The organism is Rheinheimera texasensis (assembly GCF_964031785.1).
Lineage (GTDB): Bacteria > Pseudomonadota > Gammaproteobacteria > Enterobacterales > Alteromonadaceae > Pararheinheimera > Pararheinheimera texasensis_A.
In genome coordinates, this window is sequence record NZ_CAXIRE010000015.1 from 1 (window position 1) to 17,792 (window position 17,792).

The window sequence follows — 17,792 nt, forward strand, 5'->3', positions numbered from 1 at the left end:
GCGGTGTCTAATGATTTACCTGAGTTAATCAGCTGACGCTGGGCGTTCAGTGATGAGACGTTAGTGTTTACAAATAAGGCCATGATACTTTTCTCCTGATGTTTTTTTGCTACATCACCAGCTGATTTTATGATTTTGAGCGCTGATATTTATGTAACGGCCTCGCTCAGAAAAACTTGAGCATTTTTTGCACTACCCCCTTATTTTTAAAGGCCTGCACGGCAATACACTTTCAATTAACGAGGCAATAAATTGCCAGTTAAAGCCTGCATTTATGCAAAACTAGCTTCTTATTTGGCGCTAGAGGAGTTAAAAAGCCGAGTTTTCAAGAAATAGCAGCGGCAGCTTTCTGCCAGCCGTATTTTTACGTGCTGGCAGATCTACCGGATATAAATTGAAATCAAAGTGGTGGTTTAGCGGATATAGTCGAAAAGGCTGGTATTGGTGACACGCTGAAAGGTATTTTGCACCGCTTGCAGCGCAGTTTCCTGCTTGGTTAATTCAGTCAGGGCTTCGGCATAATCCACTTCATAAATCTGTGCACGAAACGCTTTGTTGGTTATCTGCAGATCTTCGTTTCCTTCAAACACTGAATCCAACACGTTCTGTCTGCCACCAACCCCGGAGACACCGGCATCAATTTTTAATGCCGCATTGTCCAGCTGCACTAAAGCATCTGCAATCGCATCATTCAGCGGCCGACCAAACACCTGATAAGTCTCGATTGAATTGATCAGATCTTGCAACGTATTCAGAATGTTCTTTTTCTCAGGAGCTTGTAAGGTGAAATCAAGCTGACCAGGCCCTGCCCCCTGGGTTTGCAGGCTCAGTCCCTGAAAGTTGACCGCCTGACCTGAGGTATATGCGCCTGTAACAGGTGGTGTTAAACTTGCGCCGTTTCGTCTGATTTCGTAGTTATTCGCCGCATCTACGACCAAACGGTAATTATTGTTAGCAGCTGTCTGAGCGTCATAATTCTGCCGGTAGAAGTCGTCAAACACCGATTGGTTCTGCACATTGATGCTGCCGGACGTCAGCCCCCCCGCCACTGTTGGCGTCGTTGTTTGATAACGGGCATTCACATCTTCAAACAGCACTTTGCCGCTGTCATTGCTGGGGATGGTTACAGTCGGTGAAACCTGCAGCGCTTTTTGTCCCTCATCGCCTTTGTATTCATAAAGGCCTGTGGCCTGATTCAGACTATATGGCTGAGTTTCCTGCTGAAAACCGGAAAACAGATAACCACCGTTGGCATCTTTTTGGTTCATCAGGTCAAACATCTGATTTTTGATGTTATCCAGTTGCTTGGCTATGGCACTGCGGTCCTGCTGAGAATAAGTGCCGTTGCCCAATGAAACTATCAGGCTGCGCGCCTGGTCACTGGAAGTCCGTAAACTGCCAAGGACTGTTTCTTCAATACTCAGGCTGTTTTTCAGCAAAATACTGTTGTTCTGATACTGGCTGACCTGAGAGATCTGCTGGTCTAATGCCACTACCCGGGCTGAACCGGCCGGATCGTCAGATGGACTCAGGATCTTGGTTTGTTTTTCCAGCTTGGCACTGGCGTTTTGCAGCTTTTCTTGCGCATTGAGGATCGCGTTCAGGTTGATTTGATATTTCTGATTAAATGACAGTCGCATCAGTTACTACCTCGCCGCGGACAATAAAGTGTCAAAAATGGTCTGGGATGTGGAAATAATCTTCGCTGCTGCGGCATAAGACTGCTGGAATCTGATCAGATTCGCCGCTTCCTCGTCCAGATTCACCCCGGAGACCGATTCATACCATGCCTGAGATTGCGCCAACAGCGCTTTAGAAGATTCAGTGGCGATTTTCACCTGACTGGTTTTTTCGCCAATAAAGCCGACCATCACACCGTAACCTTCATTCAGACTCATCTGATTATCGGCACCTGCAACAGAAACTGCATTTTTTCTGATAATTTCTTTTTCCTGTAACTGTCCCAGCGCCAGCCCGTTGCGGTTGTCTTTTTGGCCACCGGTGTTGTAGCTCAGGGTAAAAGTGTCGCCGGCTTTTGGTACGCCAGTGATTGACATGTCAAAGCCATAGGCGGTCAGACCGGCAGAATTAAACAGATTATTATAGTTACCGCCAGTCATTGCGGCAGTGGTACCCAACAACGCATTGGCATTATTGCGGATCTCAAATTGGTCGCCGCCAATATAGGTGATGGTAAAAGGCTCACCGTTGACATCACCTGGCGCAGTGAACTGTGACGATGCCGGATTGGTGTTCGTCACATTAATAGTACCGACTTTGGCATTGCCCTGATTATTGACGTTGAACTCACCACGCAGCGGCGACGCCAGTGCCAAATCTTCCGGTCTGCTGTTGAGCAGTGTCACATTCTGCGCGGAAGTGCTTAACGGCTTCAGGACAAACTGATCTCCATTGCCAAAAGCACCGGCTGTGTTGTCGAGTTTAATTTCGTAGCCATATAAAAAGTTGCCCGGTACGTTGGTGCTGTTAAAGGTTGCCGGGTAAGCGGTGATGGTTTGCGTCACACCAGAACCGGTAATCACATTGCCGCGCTCGTCCAGCACTTCCAGTTTAAATTGGTTTGGCGCGGTATAAGTCACCAGAAAATCGTTTGGTGGAATATCTTTACCTTTGCCGGCCTCGACTGTCGCAGTCACTATACCGGCACCGGTATTGCTGGTTTTCGGATAGCCGCCGTAAGTCCCGGTACTGAAAATATTTTTCCCCAGCTGACCATTCCCATCCATACCCAATTTGTTCTGGGTATTAAATGCGTCGGCTAAGCCAAGCGCCAGTTGCCCGAGTTTATTCTGAGTTGGCTCAAGGAGTTGCGCCCGGAATTCCAGCAAACCACCGATTTTACCGCCGAGCGTCTGGCTCTCAACTTCGCCAATCACATTGCTGTTGTAATCCAGCTGTAACTGTAAGGTTTTACGTTCCGGATCCGGATTACCTACTGCACTCATCAGGCTGAATTTGCCATGTTGCAGCACAATCGACTGGCCGGTATTGAGGAACACCAGTTTTTCACCGTTTTCTGCGTCCAGTGTACTGATCTCAACCATCTCAGAGAGTTGACGCAAAGCTTCGTCGCGTTTGTCCAGTAAATCCATCGGTGGCGGCGTGTTTGTGCCGGTTCCATAGGCGGAGATCTGGCGGTTCATTTCAGCAATAGTGGTGATTTGCGAGTTGGCTGCCGACACCAGATTATCGAGCTGTTGGTTTATCGACGTCCGCTGTTCCAACACTATGCTGGATAAAGTGTTGAATTTGCTAATCAGGGTTTGCGCACTGCCCATCACCAGCTGACGAGAAGATGTATTCGCAGGGTCATTGTTTGCCGATTGCAGCTGCTTAAACAAATCAGAAATACCGGTCGAGATACTGTTCGACGTATTGGCAAATAAGGTATCCACGCGACTGGCTTCGGTCAGAAATTGCTGGTTGTAACTCAGTGCAGACGTATCCCGGCGCAGTTGCAGCATCGAAAACTCATTTGCCAGCCGGTTTGTCGTGCCACGACCGACCCCTAACCCAAGGATACTGGATTCATATTCTGTGCTTTGACGAACATAACCTTTGCTGTTGAGGTTACTGATGTTATTACCGGTAGTATTGAGCAAACCGGTACTCGCCAGTACACCGGATGTGCCTATCGTTAATAAATTATCAGCCATGATTTACTCCTGCAAAGGCTACAAGCCTGCTCACAATTCTGTTTGACCTGAATTTTTCAGCAAATTCCGTACCTCTTTCAGCACAGACCCATTCATTACCTGTAAAATTTTCTGTGCATAGTTCGGATCAGTGGCATAACCGGCGGCCTGTAGTTGCTGAAAATAATTGGCGGTATCGTGACTGACCGCTACTGCGTCCTGATAACGTGGTTGCTGACGGATAAAATCAACATAATCCTGTAAACCAGCCTGCAAACTGTCGTAGACACGGAATTTGGCTTTTTCCTGCCGCGCAATGCCCTGCCGGTATTCAAGTGTATCTACCACAGCCACATCGCCCTGCCATTCCGGCTGGGCTTTAATGCCAAACAAGTTATAGCTTTCACGGCCGTCAACCGCTTTAAACATGCGTTGGCCCCAACCGGTTTCCAGCGCTGCCTGCGCCACTAATGCCAGAGGTTCAAGGCCAAGCTGACGGGCGGCTTGGCGTGCAGCCGGTAAGATGCCTTTGACAAACTCAGCTTCAGGCCCGGTTAACGCCGATAAAGCTGCAAGGCTGTCATCATTCGGCAACGCAGTAGTCTTCACTTCGTTCGTTGTCGCAACAACAGAGGCGGCTGTTGGGATCACATTGGCTTTGGCTGCGGCCGGCGCAGCACCGACCAGCATTTCCGCGCCCAGTTGTTGCAACAAGCCAGCTGTTTGCGCGATTGGACGCGAAGACACTGTCGTTTCAGAACTTAACATCACTGCAGACTGCTCTGTGTGTTTGGCTTGTGTCTGCGCTGTCGGATATACAATGCGCTCCGCGTCAAGCTTGAGCGCATGCTTTACCGGTAGGCTCAGAGCATGACTTTCTTTAGCTAACGACAGCGTCTTTTCTGCCTGAACTGTAAAGCGGTTGGGTGCAGACACCTGATTGGCCGCTTTACTTTTTGCCGCTTCTGGCGCCAGCTGCTGGACCATCAGATCCGCCAAACCCAAGGTGCCTTTTTTTGACAATTCCGCGGTCAACTGACTGTCGTACATGTCGCGATAAAAGCCGGTCGCCTGGCTGTTCAGCGGATTATCTTCTTCGAACGTCTGATTGGCTTTGCGCATACTCGACATCAGCATGCCCATAAACACCGATTCGAACTGCTGCGCGGCCTGACGCACGGCCGCCACTTTATCTTTGCTCGCCAAAGCACGCAGTTCATTCAGACTGGACAGGTCGTGATAAGACACATCCACTTGCGGCGCTGCCATTTAGATCACCACCAGCTCGCCGTGGATTGCACCGGCTTCTTTCAGCGCTTCGAGGATGGCCATCAGGTCACCAGGTGCAGCGCCAACCGCATTGACAGTCTGCACCAGCTCGTCGAGTGTGGTGCCCGGGTCAAATTTAAACATCCGGGATTTGTCAGGCCGGACATCAATAATAGTGTTCTGTTGCACCGCAGTCTGGCCGCCGGCTAACGCATTCGGCTGCACCACTTGCGGGTTTTCCGCAATTGTCACAGTCATGCCGCCGTGAGTTATAGCCGCCGGGAACAAACGCACGTCTTTACCGATGACAATAGTGCCGGTTCTGGAGTTAATAATGATTTTGGCGGCATCAGATGCCGGTTCAAAACTCAGGTTTTCTAAGGTAGACAAGTAGGACACGCGCTGGTCAATATCTCGCGGCGCCCGCACCTGCACAGAGCGCGCATCCAGCGTGCGGGCTGTTTCTGGCCCAATAAACTGGTTAATGGCTGCAGTCAGGTTTTTCGCTGTAGTGAAATCGCCACGGTTGAGGTTAAAAGTGATGTAATCGCCCTGCGAAAATGGCGTTGGCACCTCACGCTCGACCGTCGCGCCATTCGGAATACGACCCACGGTCGGTGTATTCACCACCACCTGTGAGCCGTCCGCACCTTCTGCGCCAAGGCCTGAGACGACCAGACTGCCTTGCGCCACCGCATAGACCTGACCATCAAGACCTTTTAGGAATGTCTGCAACAACTGACCACCGCGTAAGCCTTTTGAACTACCGACAGAGGCCACTGTGATATCCAGATTCTGACCGGGTTTGGCAAATGGCGGCAGTTCTGCAGTAACCGCCACTGCCGCAACGTTTTTAATTTGCGCTTTCATGCCGGCTGGTAAATTAATGCCAAAATTCGCCAGCATAGTTTTAAAACTTTGCTCAGTGAATGGGCTTTGCTCGCCGGTACCCGGCAAACCTACCACCAGGCCATAACCAACCAGTTGGTTATGGCGCACGCCTTCCACTGTTGCCACATCTTTCACCCGGGCCGCCTGCACACTGGTAATAAAACCCAGTAACAGCACGCTCAATAAAAATTTGTTCATGGCTGACTCCCCGCTCAGAATGGCCATAACGCACTGGAGAAAAACCGGGTGAGCCAGCCAGGGCCCTGACCGCCATGCGTGGCACCGGTACCGGAGTATTCAATGCGGGCATTGGCGATTTTGGTTGACTCCACTGTATTGCGTGAATCCACATCTTCCGGCCGGATCACACCAGTCAGGCGGATATATTCTTTGCCGGTGTTGAGCGTCAGCCATTTTTCGCCACGGATCACCAGATTGCCATTCGCCATCACCCGCAGCACATTAACCGAAATATCGCCGACCAGGCTGTTGCTCTGATCCGCTTTGGAATCGCCTTTAAATTCACTGCTGGAATTGACACCAAGCTGCAGTGAGTTACCGGCCACCGACACATTACGACCACCCAGCCCCACCATAGGGTCAATCGAATTACTGGAGTCTTTGCCAAATTCAGTTTTGGCCTTTTTCGACGCCTGGGTATTTTCTTTTAATACCACAGTAATAATGTCGCCTTCACGTCGGGCTTTGTTGTCTGAGTACAAGCCATTAGATAGGCCGTTGGCATACAAAGAACCGGTATTCAGCACAGGTTTGGCGGCTGGCTCCGGCGGTAAAGGCGCAAATGCCGGGTCGTCCGGAAAAGCCTCCGGCACATAAGTGGCGCAGGAAGCCAAACCACAACAAAATAAAACCAGCCATAACTGCCGCATAACAACCTCCACCACTTAAAGCTGCTGGATAGCAAAACTCAGCATCTGGTCCACTGCCGAAATCACTTTGGAGTTCATTTCGTAGACACGCTGACTTTCAATCAGGCCAACCAGTTCTTCCGTCACATTGACGTTTGAAGCTTCTAATGCGCCTTGCACGATGAAACCAATGCCTTCAAGCCCAGGTACGCCCTGCACCGGGTCGCCGCTGGCGCCGGTTTGCTTAAACAGGTTCTGACCTATAGGTTCAAGACCAGCCGGGTTGATAAAGTTGGTCACTGTCAGCTGGCCGAGCACGGCGTTTTCTACTTGTCCCGGGATTTTTACCGAGACTTCGCCGTCCTGAGAAATGGTAATTTCAGTCGCTTCAGGTGGAATAGTAATAGTCGGCTGAATTTGATAACCGGCACCTGAGGTCACCAGATTGCCTTCGCTGTCGGTGGTAAACTGACCGTTTCGCGAATAAGAAATAGTGCCGTCCGGCATCAGCACTTCAAAAAAACCGGGGCCCTGGATCATCACATCCAACGCATTGTCGGTGGTCATGTGATTGCCTTGGCTGAAGTTTTTCTGTGTCGCGACCACTTTAGTCCCGGCACCAATCATCAGGCCGTTGGGCAGCTCTGAGTTTTGTGATGAACGACCACCAGGTTGGTTGATGTTCTGGTACAACAAATCCTCAAACACCGCGCGGCTCTTTTTGTAGCCAACCGTGCTGGCATTGGCCAGATTGTTAGAGATCACCGAAATGTCGCGCTGTTTGGCGTCTAAGCCGGTTTTACTGATCCAAAGTGCCGGATGCATAGAGTCCTCCTGAGCTTTAAGCTCTAGATGATACGAAGTACCTGATTATGTTGACGGTCCATATCTTCGGCCGTCTTCATCATTTTCACCTGCAACTCATATTGGCGTTGCAGGTTGATCATATAAGTCATTTCAGCCACAGCATTGACGTTACTGCCTTCAACTGCGCCGCTGAGTAAATTCACTGTCGGGTCCACTTCCGCCTGCTCACCGTCTTTGCGGCGAAACAAACCGTCATTGCCTTTAAACATGTCCTGGTTATCGGGTTTCACCAGCTTAATTCTGGCCGCTTCCACCATCGCCGTAGCCGGAGCACCACGTGGTAACACGTTAACGCCACCGTCTTTGGTAATTTCAATTTTGCTAAGTGGCTGCGGCACTTCAATCGGACCACCTTCACCCAGTACATTGAGGCCAGAAGATGTCTGCAGAAAGCCTTCCGGACTAATTTGCAGATTACCGGCGCGGGTGTAGGCTTCATTGCCCTCGCCATCCTCGACGGCAAACCAGCCGTCGCCCTGAATGGCAACATCCAGCTCATTCTGTGTGATCTTGATTTCACCAGCGTCAAAATTCTGACTTGGCATTTCGGTCAGGGCAAACACCCGGGTCGGCTGGCCGTCACCAAAGGCCTGCATAGCGCGGGCTTGTGCTAAATCGGCTTTAAAACCAACGGTATTGGCATTGGCCAGGTTATTGGCCCGCACCGACAACGCATTCATGTTCTCTTTTGCGCCTGTCATTGCGATATAAACCATGCGATCCATAGTGATCCCCCTTCTCTATCTAAGCAGGTAAAGCAAGGATGGTGCCATAAATCATGCTTACTAATAATGACAGCACCGCGGCAGCCATTTGCCGCCAGGCTGGCATAAAAAACGCCGGAAGAGGTACTCAATAGCGCAAAGCTCTAGCCTGAAAGGTGATCGCAATAGAGAGGAGGCGAATAAAAAAACCACCCGAAGGTGGTTTTTCATCAAGCGGAATCTTAGCGGATTTGCAGGACGGTCTGCTGCAGCGAGCTGTTGACTTCCAGCGCCCGCGAGTTCGCCTGGAAGTTTCGCTGTGCAGCAATCAAATCGACCAGCTCGTTAGTCAGGTTGACGTTAGAGTTTTCCAATGCCGAAGAGTTAATGGCACCCAGAGTACCGGTGTTTGCTTCGCCGGCCAAAGCTTCACCGGAGCGCAGACTTTGTTTCCAGGCAGTGTTTCCGGCTTGAGTCAGGCCTTGCGGATTTGCGAACTTAACCATACTGACTTGAGATAAATAAGTCTGATCGCCGTTGCTGTAACTTGCCATAACTTTGCCTGCGGCATCGATATCAATACTGGTCAGACGACCTACAGTAGTACCGTCTTGGTTCAACGAACCCACTTCGAACTTACTGGCATATTGCGTTGGGAAATTGGTCCCGGCCTGATTACTGAAGTTCACTGTCAGATTGCTGGTAAACTGTGCACCGTTAGTTAAAAACGCCGTGGTATTCAGTAATGCAGATGAGATGACCAAATCCGGCATTGAAGTTGATGTAGGTGCCACCGGGAGACCATTCGCATCGAAGTCTAATGTCGTCGGGCCAAAGTACTGACCATTTGTTGCGGTTGCGGTTGCAGCTGTTGCTGTGTTGTCATCAAATACAGCATAGACTTCCCAGTTGTTATCCGTTGCAGTTGTTGTGCGTCTGAAGTAAAACGACAGCACATGCGGTTCACCTAAGCTGTCATAAACAGTTGTCGAAGTCGTTGACCCGGTATTGTACGTCGATTTATCCAATGGATTAAATGTCGCCCAGCCGCCGGCCGGAGCGACCAGCGTGGAGTTTAAATTCATTGTCATATAGACGTTACTGGTAGAACGTGGCGCACCAGCCGTACTTGGAATTTGAATCGGCTTGGTCGTACTGAGACTGACTGAACTGGCAGAACCTGTTGCAGGGTCGACCGGATAGCCTTGCAGGAAATTGCCGTTATTATCGACGATAAAATTGTCTTTGCTGAGCTTAAAAGCACCAGAACGGGTAAAGGTCATGTCGCGCGAGGCTAAATCAGAGGTCAAAGCAAAAAAACCGTCGCCTGTGATCGCCATATCCAAGGAATTTTGCGTAAATTTCAACGCGCCCTGACTGAACTGTTGCGCCACTTGCGATGTCGTCACACCGTCACCGACTTTGGTCCGGCCTGGTGAGAAAATAGAACCGGCGTAGACGTCGGCAAATTCTGCACGTGACTCTTTAAAGCCCGTCGTATTGACGTTAGCAATGTTGTTGGCTGTGGTGTCCAAATCTTTCTGGGCTGCAGCCAGACCACTCAATGCAATATTAAAACTCATAGTTCACCTCGATAGTCAGGCATCAGCCTGCGGCAATTTCTAAAATGTCTGACATTTTTTTGGCGCCAAGGCCAAGTAAATTCAGTTTCATATCTGCGGTTGATGTACCTAAGGTCACACTGGCAACCGGGACATAACTGGACGTAACCAGGCTCTGCGCCTTACCGTCAACAGTGGCATCAATTTTCATCGTGTAGAGTCCGGTGGTCTGCGTAGTGCCGGCTTCATTTGTCCCATCCCAGGCTAATTCAAACTTGCCTTCGCTTGGGTTGGCAACGGTATCGCTTTTCACTAAGGCCCCACTGGCGTCGTAAATACTGACTTTCATCGATGTAGTTTTTGCCGGTACTTCAATAGCACCGTAAGTTGAATTCTTACCGTCAAAAATCAGCGTATCTGAATTCACCCGCACTGTACGCCCAACCAAACTAGACGCCTGTAAGGCCTGATTGGAATTCATGCTGGCAGCAAAATCTTTAAAGTTGGTGTTCAGCGAGCTAATGCCATCGGCCATGGTGAAACTGGTCATCTGCGCGATCATCTGATCGTTCTCAACCGGTTTAGTCGGGTCCTGAAACGCCAGCTGCTGAGTTAACAAGGCAAAAAAATCCGATTGCGTCAGCGCACCGCTATCTTCTTTTTTTGTGGCATCCGTCCCTTTAAGACTATCCAGATAGCTATTGCCGCTGGTATTGGAAATCGTGGTCATCAGCTACTCCTTATTAACGCTGGCCAAGGGTTAAAGTCCGGCTCAGCATCTGCTTTGCAGCATCTGCCACCTGTACATTGGCATCATAAGAGCGTGATGCGGAAATCATGTTGGCCATTTCTTCCATCACATTGACATTCGGCTTATAGATAAAACCATTTTCGTCTGCCAAAGGATGGGACGGGTTATATTCCTTATTCAGAGGCGCATCGCTTTCGACCACTCCCAGCACTTTGACACCTGCGCCTTGTTCAGTCATTGCGTTATCAAACTCCGCCGCAAAGACCGGATGACGGCCACGATAGGTAGTTTCCAGATTGCTACTGACACTTTCTGCGTTGGCAATGTTACTGGCCGTTGTATTGAGCCGCAGAGCCTGCGCTGTCAGGCCTGTACCGGCGATATCAAAAACTCGATAAAGGCTCATCACTGCCCTCCTAAAGCTTTTTTCAACCCGCTGATTTTGCTGTTTAAAAACTGCAACGAAGTCTGATATTCCATCGCGTTTTGACTAAAAGCATTCCGCTCACGGTGGATGTCGACGCTATTTCCGTCGCCCGTGTCGGTTTGCTCAGCATTGCGAAACAACACTTCGTGTCTTGTTGATGGGGAGATATCAAAATGCTTGGAATCCGTTTGCTGTAAGGCACCCGTTTGACGTGCCTGCGCATTCGCCAGTGCGGTATGGAAATCCAAGTCTCGGGCTTTGTAACCCGGCGTATCGGCATTCGCTATGTTATTGGCCAGCAACTCAGTGCGACGTTCCCGCAACAAAGTTCCTTGCTCATGCAACCCGAACGCATTGTTAAAACTTATGGCCATGATATGACTCTCCACCAAACCTTATAAGTTTGTTAGCAAGAGTCGGGCCAATAAGTTGTCAGAATTACAGCAGATGATTGGTTCAGTGGAGGATTCCAGACTGCAAAATCAGTCTTTGCGTCGGTAAATAATCCCAGGATTGCATCGTATCATTTCAAAGTCATTGTTGGTACTGGACAAAGACTCTGAGGCACCAAGCACTAAAAAACCTTTTGGATTCAGCGCCTGAGCAAACTGACGGATAATTTTTGCTTTGACCTCGGGTGAAAAATAGATCAACACGTTACGGCAGAAAATAATGTCAAATTTTCCAAGCAGTGTGTAGCTATCCAATAAGTTCAGGTGGCGAAAACTGACATTACGTCGGGCAATATCTTTCACCCGCATCATGCCATTGCCACTATCTTCAAAAAACTTAGTACGACGTTCTGGCGACAAGCCGCGCGACAAAGCAAGGCCATCATATTCAGCCCGTTGACAATGCTCCAGCATTGTATTGGAAATGTCCGTACCTAAAATATGAACACCCAATCCAAATGATGCCGGCCGCATCTGTTGATATTCCAGAGCGGTCATCGCAATGGAATAAGGTTCCTGTCCACTGGAACTCGCAGCAGACCAGATTTTCACATTGCGATGATCTTTTTCAAGTTCAGGAAATATCTGTTTTTTCAGCAGTTCATAAGGATATGTGTCGCGAAACCACAAAGTTTCGTTGGTCGTCATTGCGTCTATAACAGCAGATCTGAGCTGGCGCTCAAAAGGGCTGAGGGTTTTATTCACCAGTTCCGACAAACTGCCGAGATTAAACCTTTGCATCAGCGGCGCGAGGCGACTCTTGACCAGATACTGTTTGTTCTCACCAAGTACAATGCCGCACTGCTGTTCCAGAAAATCACGGAATGTTTTGTACTCGCTGTCATGCAGCTCTTTATTCACTCGTATGATTCCGTCAGTTATTCAGTGTGCAGCCATTTGCGAACCGATTCAGCCAATTCGTCGGGATTAAACTTGGCAATGAAGTCGTCAGCCCCTACTTTCTGCACCATTTGCTGGTTAAACACGCCGCTGAGTGATGTATGCAAAATGACGTGAAGTGGCTTTAATTTGGGATCCAACCGAACTTCGGCAGTGAGGGTATAACCGTCCATATCGGGCATTTCGATGTCAGAAATCAATAAGCCGATTTTCTCGGTCACCGATTGTTCACACTGAGCGGCAACTTCCTGCAGGTATGTCAGCGCTTCTCTGCCGTTTTTGACCAGGTGCATCGCGATACCCAGACCTTCCAGGGCTCGTTTCACCTGATTTCTTGCCACGGCAGAATCATCAGCAATTAAAATGATCCTGTCGCCAAGATCCCGCTGGATAGTTGCTGTTTCAAATGAGGTACTAACCGCGGTAGGAGATGGTGAGATCTCCTCGAGGATTTTCTCAACATCAATAATCTCGACCAGCTCTTTGTCTATTTCGGTCACTGCCGTCAGGTAGCTCTGGCGTCCGCCCGTACCTTTTGGTGGTGGCATAATAGATTCCCAGTTGATGTTGATAATACGTTCAACTGAATTAACCAAAAATCCCTGAACCGAGCGATTGTACTCCGCAATAATGATAAAACTGTCTTTGACGTTTTCGATTGGCCGCCCACCAGTAGCAAGGCTCAAATCAATGACCGAAATAGTCTGTCCGCGGATGTGTGCAATACCACGCACAAATTTATTTCTTTTCGGAATAGCTGTCAGTGGCGGGCATTGCAGCACCTCACGGACTTTAAATACGTTAATGCCAAATCTTTGACGGCCAGCAAGACGAAACAACAATAACTCTAAACGGTTTTGCCCGACCAATTGCGTGCGCTGATTGACAGAATCAAGAATACTCGCCATTTAACACTCCAAGCAAAACAGTTCGGTTCGATTCTTGCAGACACATAGTTCAGTCAGAATATCTGCAGCAAATTACTGAAAATACAAAGAGCTGTATGTTATTCCCCTTTGTCGATAAAGCATAGCCGAAACCTTATGAAAATGTACGACAATTTTAATTTTAAAGCGCTGAGATACCTGCTGCTCTTGCTGCCGGCGCTTTCCGCTGAAGCCAGTGCTGAGACCTATAGCGCAGCTGATTTAACCAATGCAGCACAACAATGGCTGCAACAGCAAACAACGCCAGGTCAGACCCAAATCCGGGTTCATCCGCTTGACGACAGAACTAAAGCCCGGGAATGCGACGTCGCTCTGCAATTTAGTTTGGTAAATCCTAAAATCCAGAGTCAGAACAGTATTAAGGTGCTTTGCGCTGGAACCCGGGGCTGGCAGCTCTATTTAAGTGCCAGAGCAAGCCAGTTGGTCGACGTTGTGGTCGCGACACGCCAGCTTGCCCCTGGCTCGGTATTAAGTGTGGAAATGGTCCAGCTCGAAAGCCGCGATCAGTTGTTCAGTCGGGGCGCCACAGTATCTAATCCGGATTTAGTGGAAGGGGCAAGAACAAAACGGGCTCTGAGTCCAGGGCAAATTCTGACGTTACGAGATCTTTGTCTTGTATGTAAAGGCGATATGGTTACAATTGAAGGGATCTCTGGTACTCTGATGGTTGCGACCAGCGGTAAAGCGCTAGCTGACGGCAGTTTAGGCGATAACATCGAAGTACAAAACCTGAACTCAGGACGCAAAGTTCAGGCGAATGTCACTGCGGTAAAAAAAGTCGCGATAAATCTGTAAATTTTTCTAAAGTTCCAGTGCGAGCTGCCGTTAAAATGGTCAAGGAAGAGGCCAACAGGTCTGTGGGGTGTCAAAATGGCAATAAATGTAAATCAAACAGTTCCAGCAACCACTACGGTTAAAACCGACAAGGTTGATCAAAATATTCAGAAACAACAGCAAGTTGCACAGCAACAAGCTGCAATTACCCAGCCAGCAATGCGGCAGGACTCTGTGTCACTGACTAGTCAGGCACAGCAGTTTACAAAAGCTCAGGAAAAAGCATCCAGCAGCTCAGGCATTGATCAGAGAAAAGTCGATGAAATCAAACAGGCTATTTCTGAGGGCAAATACAAAGTGAACGTAGAGCAACTGGCACGGCGTATTGTGCAGTTTGAAGGCGAGTTATTCGGTAAAAAATGACCAGCCTGCCCCCAGTCCTCTCCCTGCTGACACAACAACAAGAGCACCTCAGCGTGCTTTTGTTGCTTTTAAAACAAGAGCTTAGCGCTATAAGCAAGCGTAATATTACCGATCTTGAAACCAACTCTGCAGACAAACTCAAACAACTGGAAAAGATTCAGCTGTTGGATCAGCAAATCGCCAGTCATCCGCAATTACCACAACACAAAGCCGAGCCTGGCTTTCGCAAGCTCGTTGCCGACATCGATGAAGTTCTGCAGCACTGTAAACAACAAAATGAAATTAACAAAGTCACGCTGGAACAAAGCCAGTTGGTCATCGAGCGATTTAAGCATGAACTGCTGCAACAGCGGGGTAAATCCGGCTTGACCTATAATGCTAAAGGCAAACCAGCACTGGATTCCGTTGGTAAAGGGATCAAAGCCTGATCCCTGACATGTTGAACACTATCAACAAGCTGTCCCTTTTCCGCCCCTGCTCAGATGTTTCAATCATTTAAAATCACTGCGTCAATAGTATTTCACAGATTTGATACGGCGTACTGGCGCTGAATTCTGATAAATTTCATAAACCTGCTTAAAATCCAGCTCCATTTCAGTCGCATAGAATTCGCCAACCGGATAGGTCTTAACGACTCTGGCGCCCTTAATGACACCTTGAATCGACCCTTTTAATTTATCGTTGCCAACGACAGCCTGCTGCATCGTGACTTTGTAGTCTACTTTTTGGCCGTAGACCTGTTCCGCCAGCTCTTTGTAAGCTTCAAGTTTTGATGCTTTCATCGCCATTAACATACGCTGCTCAGCACTGTCGGCTTTTTGCTCAGCCAGTGGCGCGTAACCCACAGCTTTCAGCACCGGGAATGTTTTTGGCGGCACAGTTTCCCACTGCACTTCACGGTCATAAAACATGCTACAACCTGAGATTAAAGCGACCGACAAAATAACAAGGGCTGCGCGCATCGGAATTCTCCAGTATCTGTTGCACCGGCAAATCGAACCGGCTGTCTGGTTGTTACTTTGCAGATTTCGCGCCAACACCACGAGTCGCAACAGATTTTTGCCAGCAAGGCACAGTCTTTGCTTAGTCATGAGGAACAACGCATTCCGGAGCCCGATGATGTCAACCCCTGTCAAACTATTGCTACCCGCTTTGCTCGGCTTGTATCAGCTGCCCGCACAAGCGCAATGGTATGAAACCACAGGCCGGGCGCCCATCCGCCAGGGTGACGAAGCGACGGCCAGAGCGCAGGCAACTGAAGATGCCGTAAAACGCGCCCTGCTGTTTGCCGGGGTCAGCGTCCGAAGTGTGCAGCAAGTCACCGACGGATTATTGACACAAGAAAGTTTGCAAGTTGAAAGCAGCGGCGAAGTGCAAAACGTCCAGCTGGTGACTGAAGCGACCCGGGATGGTTATTTTGAAGTGACCATTCGCGCCGACATTGAACCTGCCGAAGCAGTTTGCCCTACCTTAGCCTATCGGAAAAAACTGCTTATCACGCCGTTCCGGCTGGCCAATCCGGAGCAGGCCATCGTCGGCGACCTGTTTAATATCGGTAAAGTCAGCGGCAAAGTTTTCAGCAGCAAACTGGAAGAAGTGGGCCATAGCAGCTGGCCGGCGCCTTACAACAATCCTGTTGACGTTACTGCCCTGAGCTATCTGGAGCGTAAGGCGTTGCAGCAGCAGCTCGGCGCCCGCTACATTTTAACAGCCAGTATCGACGACGTGTCGTTAGGCGGCAGTACCGGGACTAACTGGACCTTCTGGACCGACGCAGACCGGGATCGCTATTATCATCTGCAAGTACAGGTATTTGATTTAGCAGAAGAAAGAACTGTATTTAGCCAGAAATATCAGACTACTTCCGTCTGGACTTTCCGCAAATCAACTGAAATGGACCCGAGTTATCACCGCTTCTGGGAAACCACTTATGGCCAAGCTGCTGAGCGGATCTTAAATGCCGCTGCAATGGATGTCGAAGAAGCCATCCGCTGTGAACCGTTGCAGGCAGAAGTCACGCAAGTGAAAGAAAACCAGGTGTTGCTCAGCATCGGCAAAGCTCATGGCGCCCAAATTGGTGATACCTTTAAACTGGTGCATCGCCGTGAAGTTCCGGACAGTTTCGGCCGGATCCAGCCGTTATTGGCGGTCACTGAACTGACGGTCCGAATTACTCAGCTCAGCAGCGAAGCGGCCTGGGCCGAAAGTGTCGGTTCCCAGTTGTTAGCGAACATTCAGGCAGGTGATTTAGCGATGCCGACACGACAACCGGTCGATGAATTTGGTGATGCTGTGGATGCCACAGACGACTAACAGAGAACTGGCTGCCCCGGCGAGACTCGAACTCACGACTGGCGCTTAGGAGGCACCCGTTATATCCAGTTTAACTACAGGGCAAAACGGCATGAGTCTATCAGATGGCTAACGGCCTGTGAATCATCAGAAAATCAACAGATTAAATAATGGCCGGCTTAGATCCGGCCATTATTTTATGGCTGAATTTGTTGCAGCACCAAATGCGGTAATAAAGTACTTGCAGCTGCGACGACCTGTTGCCCTTTCACTGAGACAATCCGGCTATTGATTTGTACACCACGTCTTGTTGTCACCAGCGTGCCGACCAGAATGTAATCCATGCCAGATTTTTCTGATAATTGCCGCACATCGCGCGACAATGCAAAATCGCCTTCCCGACTGACGGTTATTTTACGTGTCAGTTTAAAATCAATCACTTCAACCCCGTGCTGCGGTAAAGTTGTGGCCATCGCCTCAGCGAATTGATTGCCCAAAGCATTACTACGCTGCAGACTGTCATCAAATTCGACAAAGCTGGTCACCCCCACTTTTGCACCTTTTAACACGTCAAATGCCGCCAGTTTAAAGCCGAGCTGACTGGCATAATCCGACAGCTGCTTTTTACTGTGCGATAGGTTGGGATACATCGAAGCGGGTAGCGGCTGCCCCTCAACGGCTACTGGAAACTCGGACGGCAGCATTTTCCGGCTCAGACGGGCTGGCGCTGGCGTTGTTGCCAGAAATGGCCGGGCATTTGGATCCTGTGCCACCAAATCAAGCTGTGACTGGCGCTGAACAGTGCCAACTGGCTCCGCCTCGGCCATAGGTCTGTCTTCCAGTACATAACCATCGCTGCCAACAGCTGGTTCAGCAGGAACCGACTCGACGGCCGCCGGCGCAGACGAATCGGGTTTGTTCTGCGCTGCAGAGGTTTTCTGGCAGTCACATAACTGCGCGCAACCACTTAATCCGAACACTAATAGACCCAACCAGGTTTTGTTCATA

General features: G+C 49.4%; 19 protein-coding genes, 1 tRNA gene and 1 pseudogene. 4 read left to right on the forward strand and 17 right to left on the reverse strand.

Going from position 1 to position 17,792, the window contains the following annotated elements; all coding sequences use genetic code 11:
- The 14 genes and pseudogenes from ABNT34_RS04530 to ABNT34_RS04595 all read right to left on the reverse strand — a co-directional run.
- Positions 1-83: pseudogene (locus ABNT34_RS04530) on the reverse strand (flagellin FliC); the annotation flags it as partial.
- Positions 84-413: 330 nt separating this feature from the next.
- A complete protein-coding gene (gene flgL / locus ABNT34_RS04535) occupies positions 414-1,640 on the reverse strand; it encodes a flagellar hook-associated protein FlgL (RefSeq protein WP_348729220.1) in 1,227 nt (408 codons plus the stop codon).
- A gap of 6 nt (positions 1,641-1,646) precedes the next feature.
- On the reverse strand, positions 1,647-3,677 hold the full coding sequence (gene flgK / locus ABNT34_RS04540; protein ID WP_348729222.1) for a flagellar hook-associated protein FlgK: 2,031 nt from the start codon (positions 3,675-3,677) through the stop codon (positions 1,647-1,649).
- 30 nt (positions 3,678-3,707) lie between these two features.
- Entirely contained in the window at positions 3,708-4,925 is a 1,218-nt protein-coding gene (locus ABNT34_RS04545; RefSeq protein WP_348729223.1) for a glucosaminidase domain-containing protein, read from the reverse strand.
- Complete coding sequence (locus tag ABNT34_RS04550) at positions 4,926-6,014, reverse strand: flagellar basal body P-ring protein FlgI (RefSeq protein ID WP_348729225.1); 1,089 nt, start codon at positions 6,012-6,014, stop codon at positions 4,926-4,928.
- Between the two features lie 14 nt (positions 6,015-6,028).
- Positions 6,029-6,706 (reverse strand): flagellar basal body L-ring protein FlgH, encoded by a 678-nt coding sequence (flgH, locus tag ABNT34_RS04555; protein ID WP_348729227.1) that lies wholly within the window; start codon positions 6,704-6,706, stop codon positions 6,029-6,031.
- A gap of 15 nt (positions 6,707-6,721) precedes the next feature.
- Entirely contained in the window at positions 6,722-7,510 is a 789-nt protein-coding gene (gene flgG, locus ABNT34_RS04560) for a flagellar basal-body rod protein FlgG (RefSeq protein ID WP_348729228.1), read from the reverse strand.
- A 23-nt stretch (positions 7,511-7,533) separates the two neighbouring features.
- Positions 7,534-8,277 carry a flagellar basal-body rod protein FlgF gene (gene flgF, locus ABNT34_RS04565; protein WP_348729230.1) on the reverse strand — a complete coding sequence of 248 codons (744 nt, stop codon included), beginning with the start codon at positions 8,275-8,277 and terminating at the stop codon, positions 7,534-7,536.
- A gap of 221 nt (positions 8,278-8,498) precedes the next feature.
- A complete protein-coding gene (gene flgE / locus ABNT34_RS04570) occupies positions 8,499-9,839 on the reverse strand; it encodes a flagellar hook protein FlgE (RefSeq protein WP_348729232.1) in 1,341 nt (446 codons plus the stop codon).
- A gap of 22 nt (positions 9,840-9,861) precedes the next feature.
- Positions 9,862-10,548, reverse strand: a complete 687-nt coding sequence (locus ABNT34_RS04575; RefSeq protein ID WP_348729234.1) for a flagellar hook assembly protein FlgD — start codon at positions 10,546-10,548, stop codon at positions 9,862-9,864.
- A 13-nt stretch (positions 10,549-10,561) separates the two neighbouring features.
- Positions 10,562-10,975, reverse strand: a complete 414-nt coding sequence (flgC, locus tag ABNT34_RS04580; RefSeq protein ID WP_031572033.1) for a flagellar basal body rod protein FlgC — start codon at positions 10,973-10,975, stop codon at positions 10,562-10,564.
- Complete coding sequence (flgB, locus tag ABNT34_RS04585) at positions 10,975-11,370, reverse strand: flagellar basal body rod protein FlgB (protein ID WP_348729236.1); 396 nt, start codon at positions 11,368-11,370, stop codon at positions 10,975-10,977. Before flgB ends, flgC begins: the two co-directional genes overlap by 1 nt.
- Before the next feature lie 108 nt (positions 11,371-11,478).
- A complete protein-coding gene (locus ABNT34_RS04590; RefSeq protein WP_348729714.1) occupies positions 11,479-12,318 on the reverse strand; it encodes a protein-glutamate O-methyltransferase CheR in 840 nt (279 codons plus the stop codon).
- An 8-nt stretch (positions 12,319-12,326) separates the two neighbouring features.
- The gene (locus ABNT34_RS04595; protein WP_348729237.1) at positions 12,327-13,256 is read right to left on the reverse strand and encodes a chemotaxis protein CheV; all 930 of its coding nucleotides are present in this window, start codon (positions 13,254-13,256) and stop codon (positions 12,327-12,329) included.
- A gap of 135 nt (positions 13,257-13,391) precedes the next feature.
- Here ABNT34_RS04595 and flgA point away from each other — a divergent pair, with 135 nt between their 5' ends.
- The 3 genes from flgA to ABNT34_RS04610 all read left to right on the forward strand — a co-directional run bounded on the left by flgA (position 13,392) and on the right by ABNT34_RS04610 (position 14,920).
- Positions 13,392-14,090, forward strand: coding sequence for a flagellar basal body P-ring formation chaperone FlgA (flgA, locus tag ABNT34_RS04600; RefSeq protein WP_348729238.1), 699 nt, complete (start codon positions 13,392-13,394; stop codon positions 14,088-14,090).
- A gap of 75 nt (positions 14,091-14,165) precedes the next feature.
- On the forward strand, positions 14,166-14,492 hold the full coding sequence (gene flgM / locus ABNT34_RS04605) for a flagellar biosynthesis anti-sigma factor FlgM (protein ID WP_348729239.1): 327 nt from the start codon (positions 14,166-14,168) through the stop codon (positions 14,490-14,492).
- Positions 14,489-14,920, forward strand: coding sequence for a flagellar protein FlgN (locus ABNT34_RS04610; protein ID WP_348729241.1), 432 nt, complete (start codon positions 14,489-14,491; stop codon positions 14,918-14,920). Before flgM ends, ABNT34_RS04610 begins: the two co-directional genes overlap by 4 nt.
- Positions 14,921-15,001: 81 nt before the next feature.
- Here ABNT34_RS04610 and ABNT34_RS04615 read toward each other — a convergent pair whose 3' ends face one another.
- Entirely contained in the window at positions 15,002-15,454 is a 453-nt protein-coding gene (locus ABNT34_RS04615; protein WP_348729243.1) for a flagellar biosynthesis protein FlgP, read from the reverse strand.
- A 154-nt stretch (positions 15,455-15,608) separates the two neighbouring features.
- Between ABNT34_RS04615 and ABNT34_RS04620 the strand changes: the two genes are divergently transcribed.
- Complete coding sequence (locus ABNT34_RS04620) at positions 15,609-16,805, forward strand: flagellar assembly protein T N-terminal domain-containing protein (protein WP_348729244.1); 1,197 nt, start codon at positions 15,609-15,611, stop codon at positions 16,803-16,805.
- 8 nt (positions 16,806-16,813) lie between these two features.
- Here the strand turns inward: ABNT34_RS04620 and ABNT34_RS04625 are convergent.
- Together ABNT34_RS04625 and ABNT34_RS04630 are read right to left on the reverse strand one after the other, a co-directional pair.
- Positions 16,814-16,889: transfer RNA gene (locus tag ABNT34_RS04625), tRNA-Arg, on the reverse strand.
- 92 nt (positions 16,890-16,981) lie between these two features.
- Positions 16,982-17,791, reverse strand: coding sequence for a FlgO family outer membrane protein (locus ABNT34_RS04630; protein ID WP_348729246.1), 810 nt, complete (start codon positions 17,789-17,791; stop codon positions 16,982-16,984).
- Position 17,792: the final 1 nt, after the last annotated feature.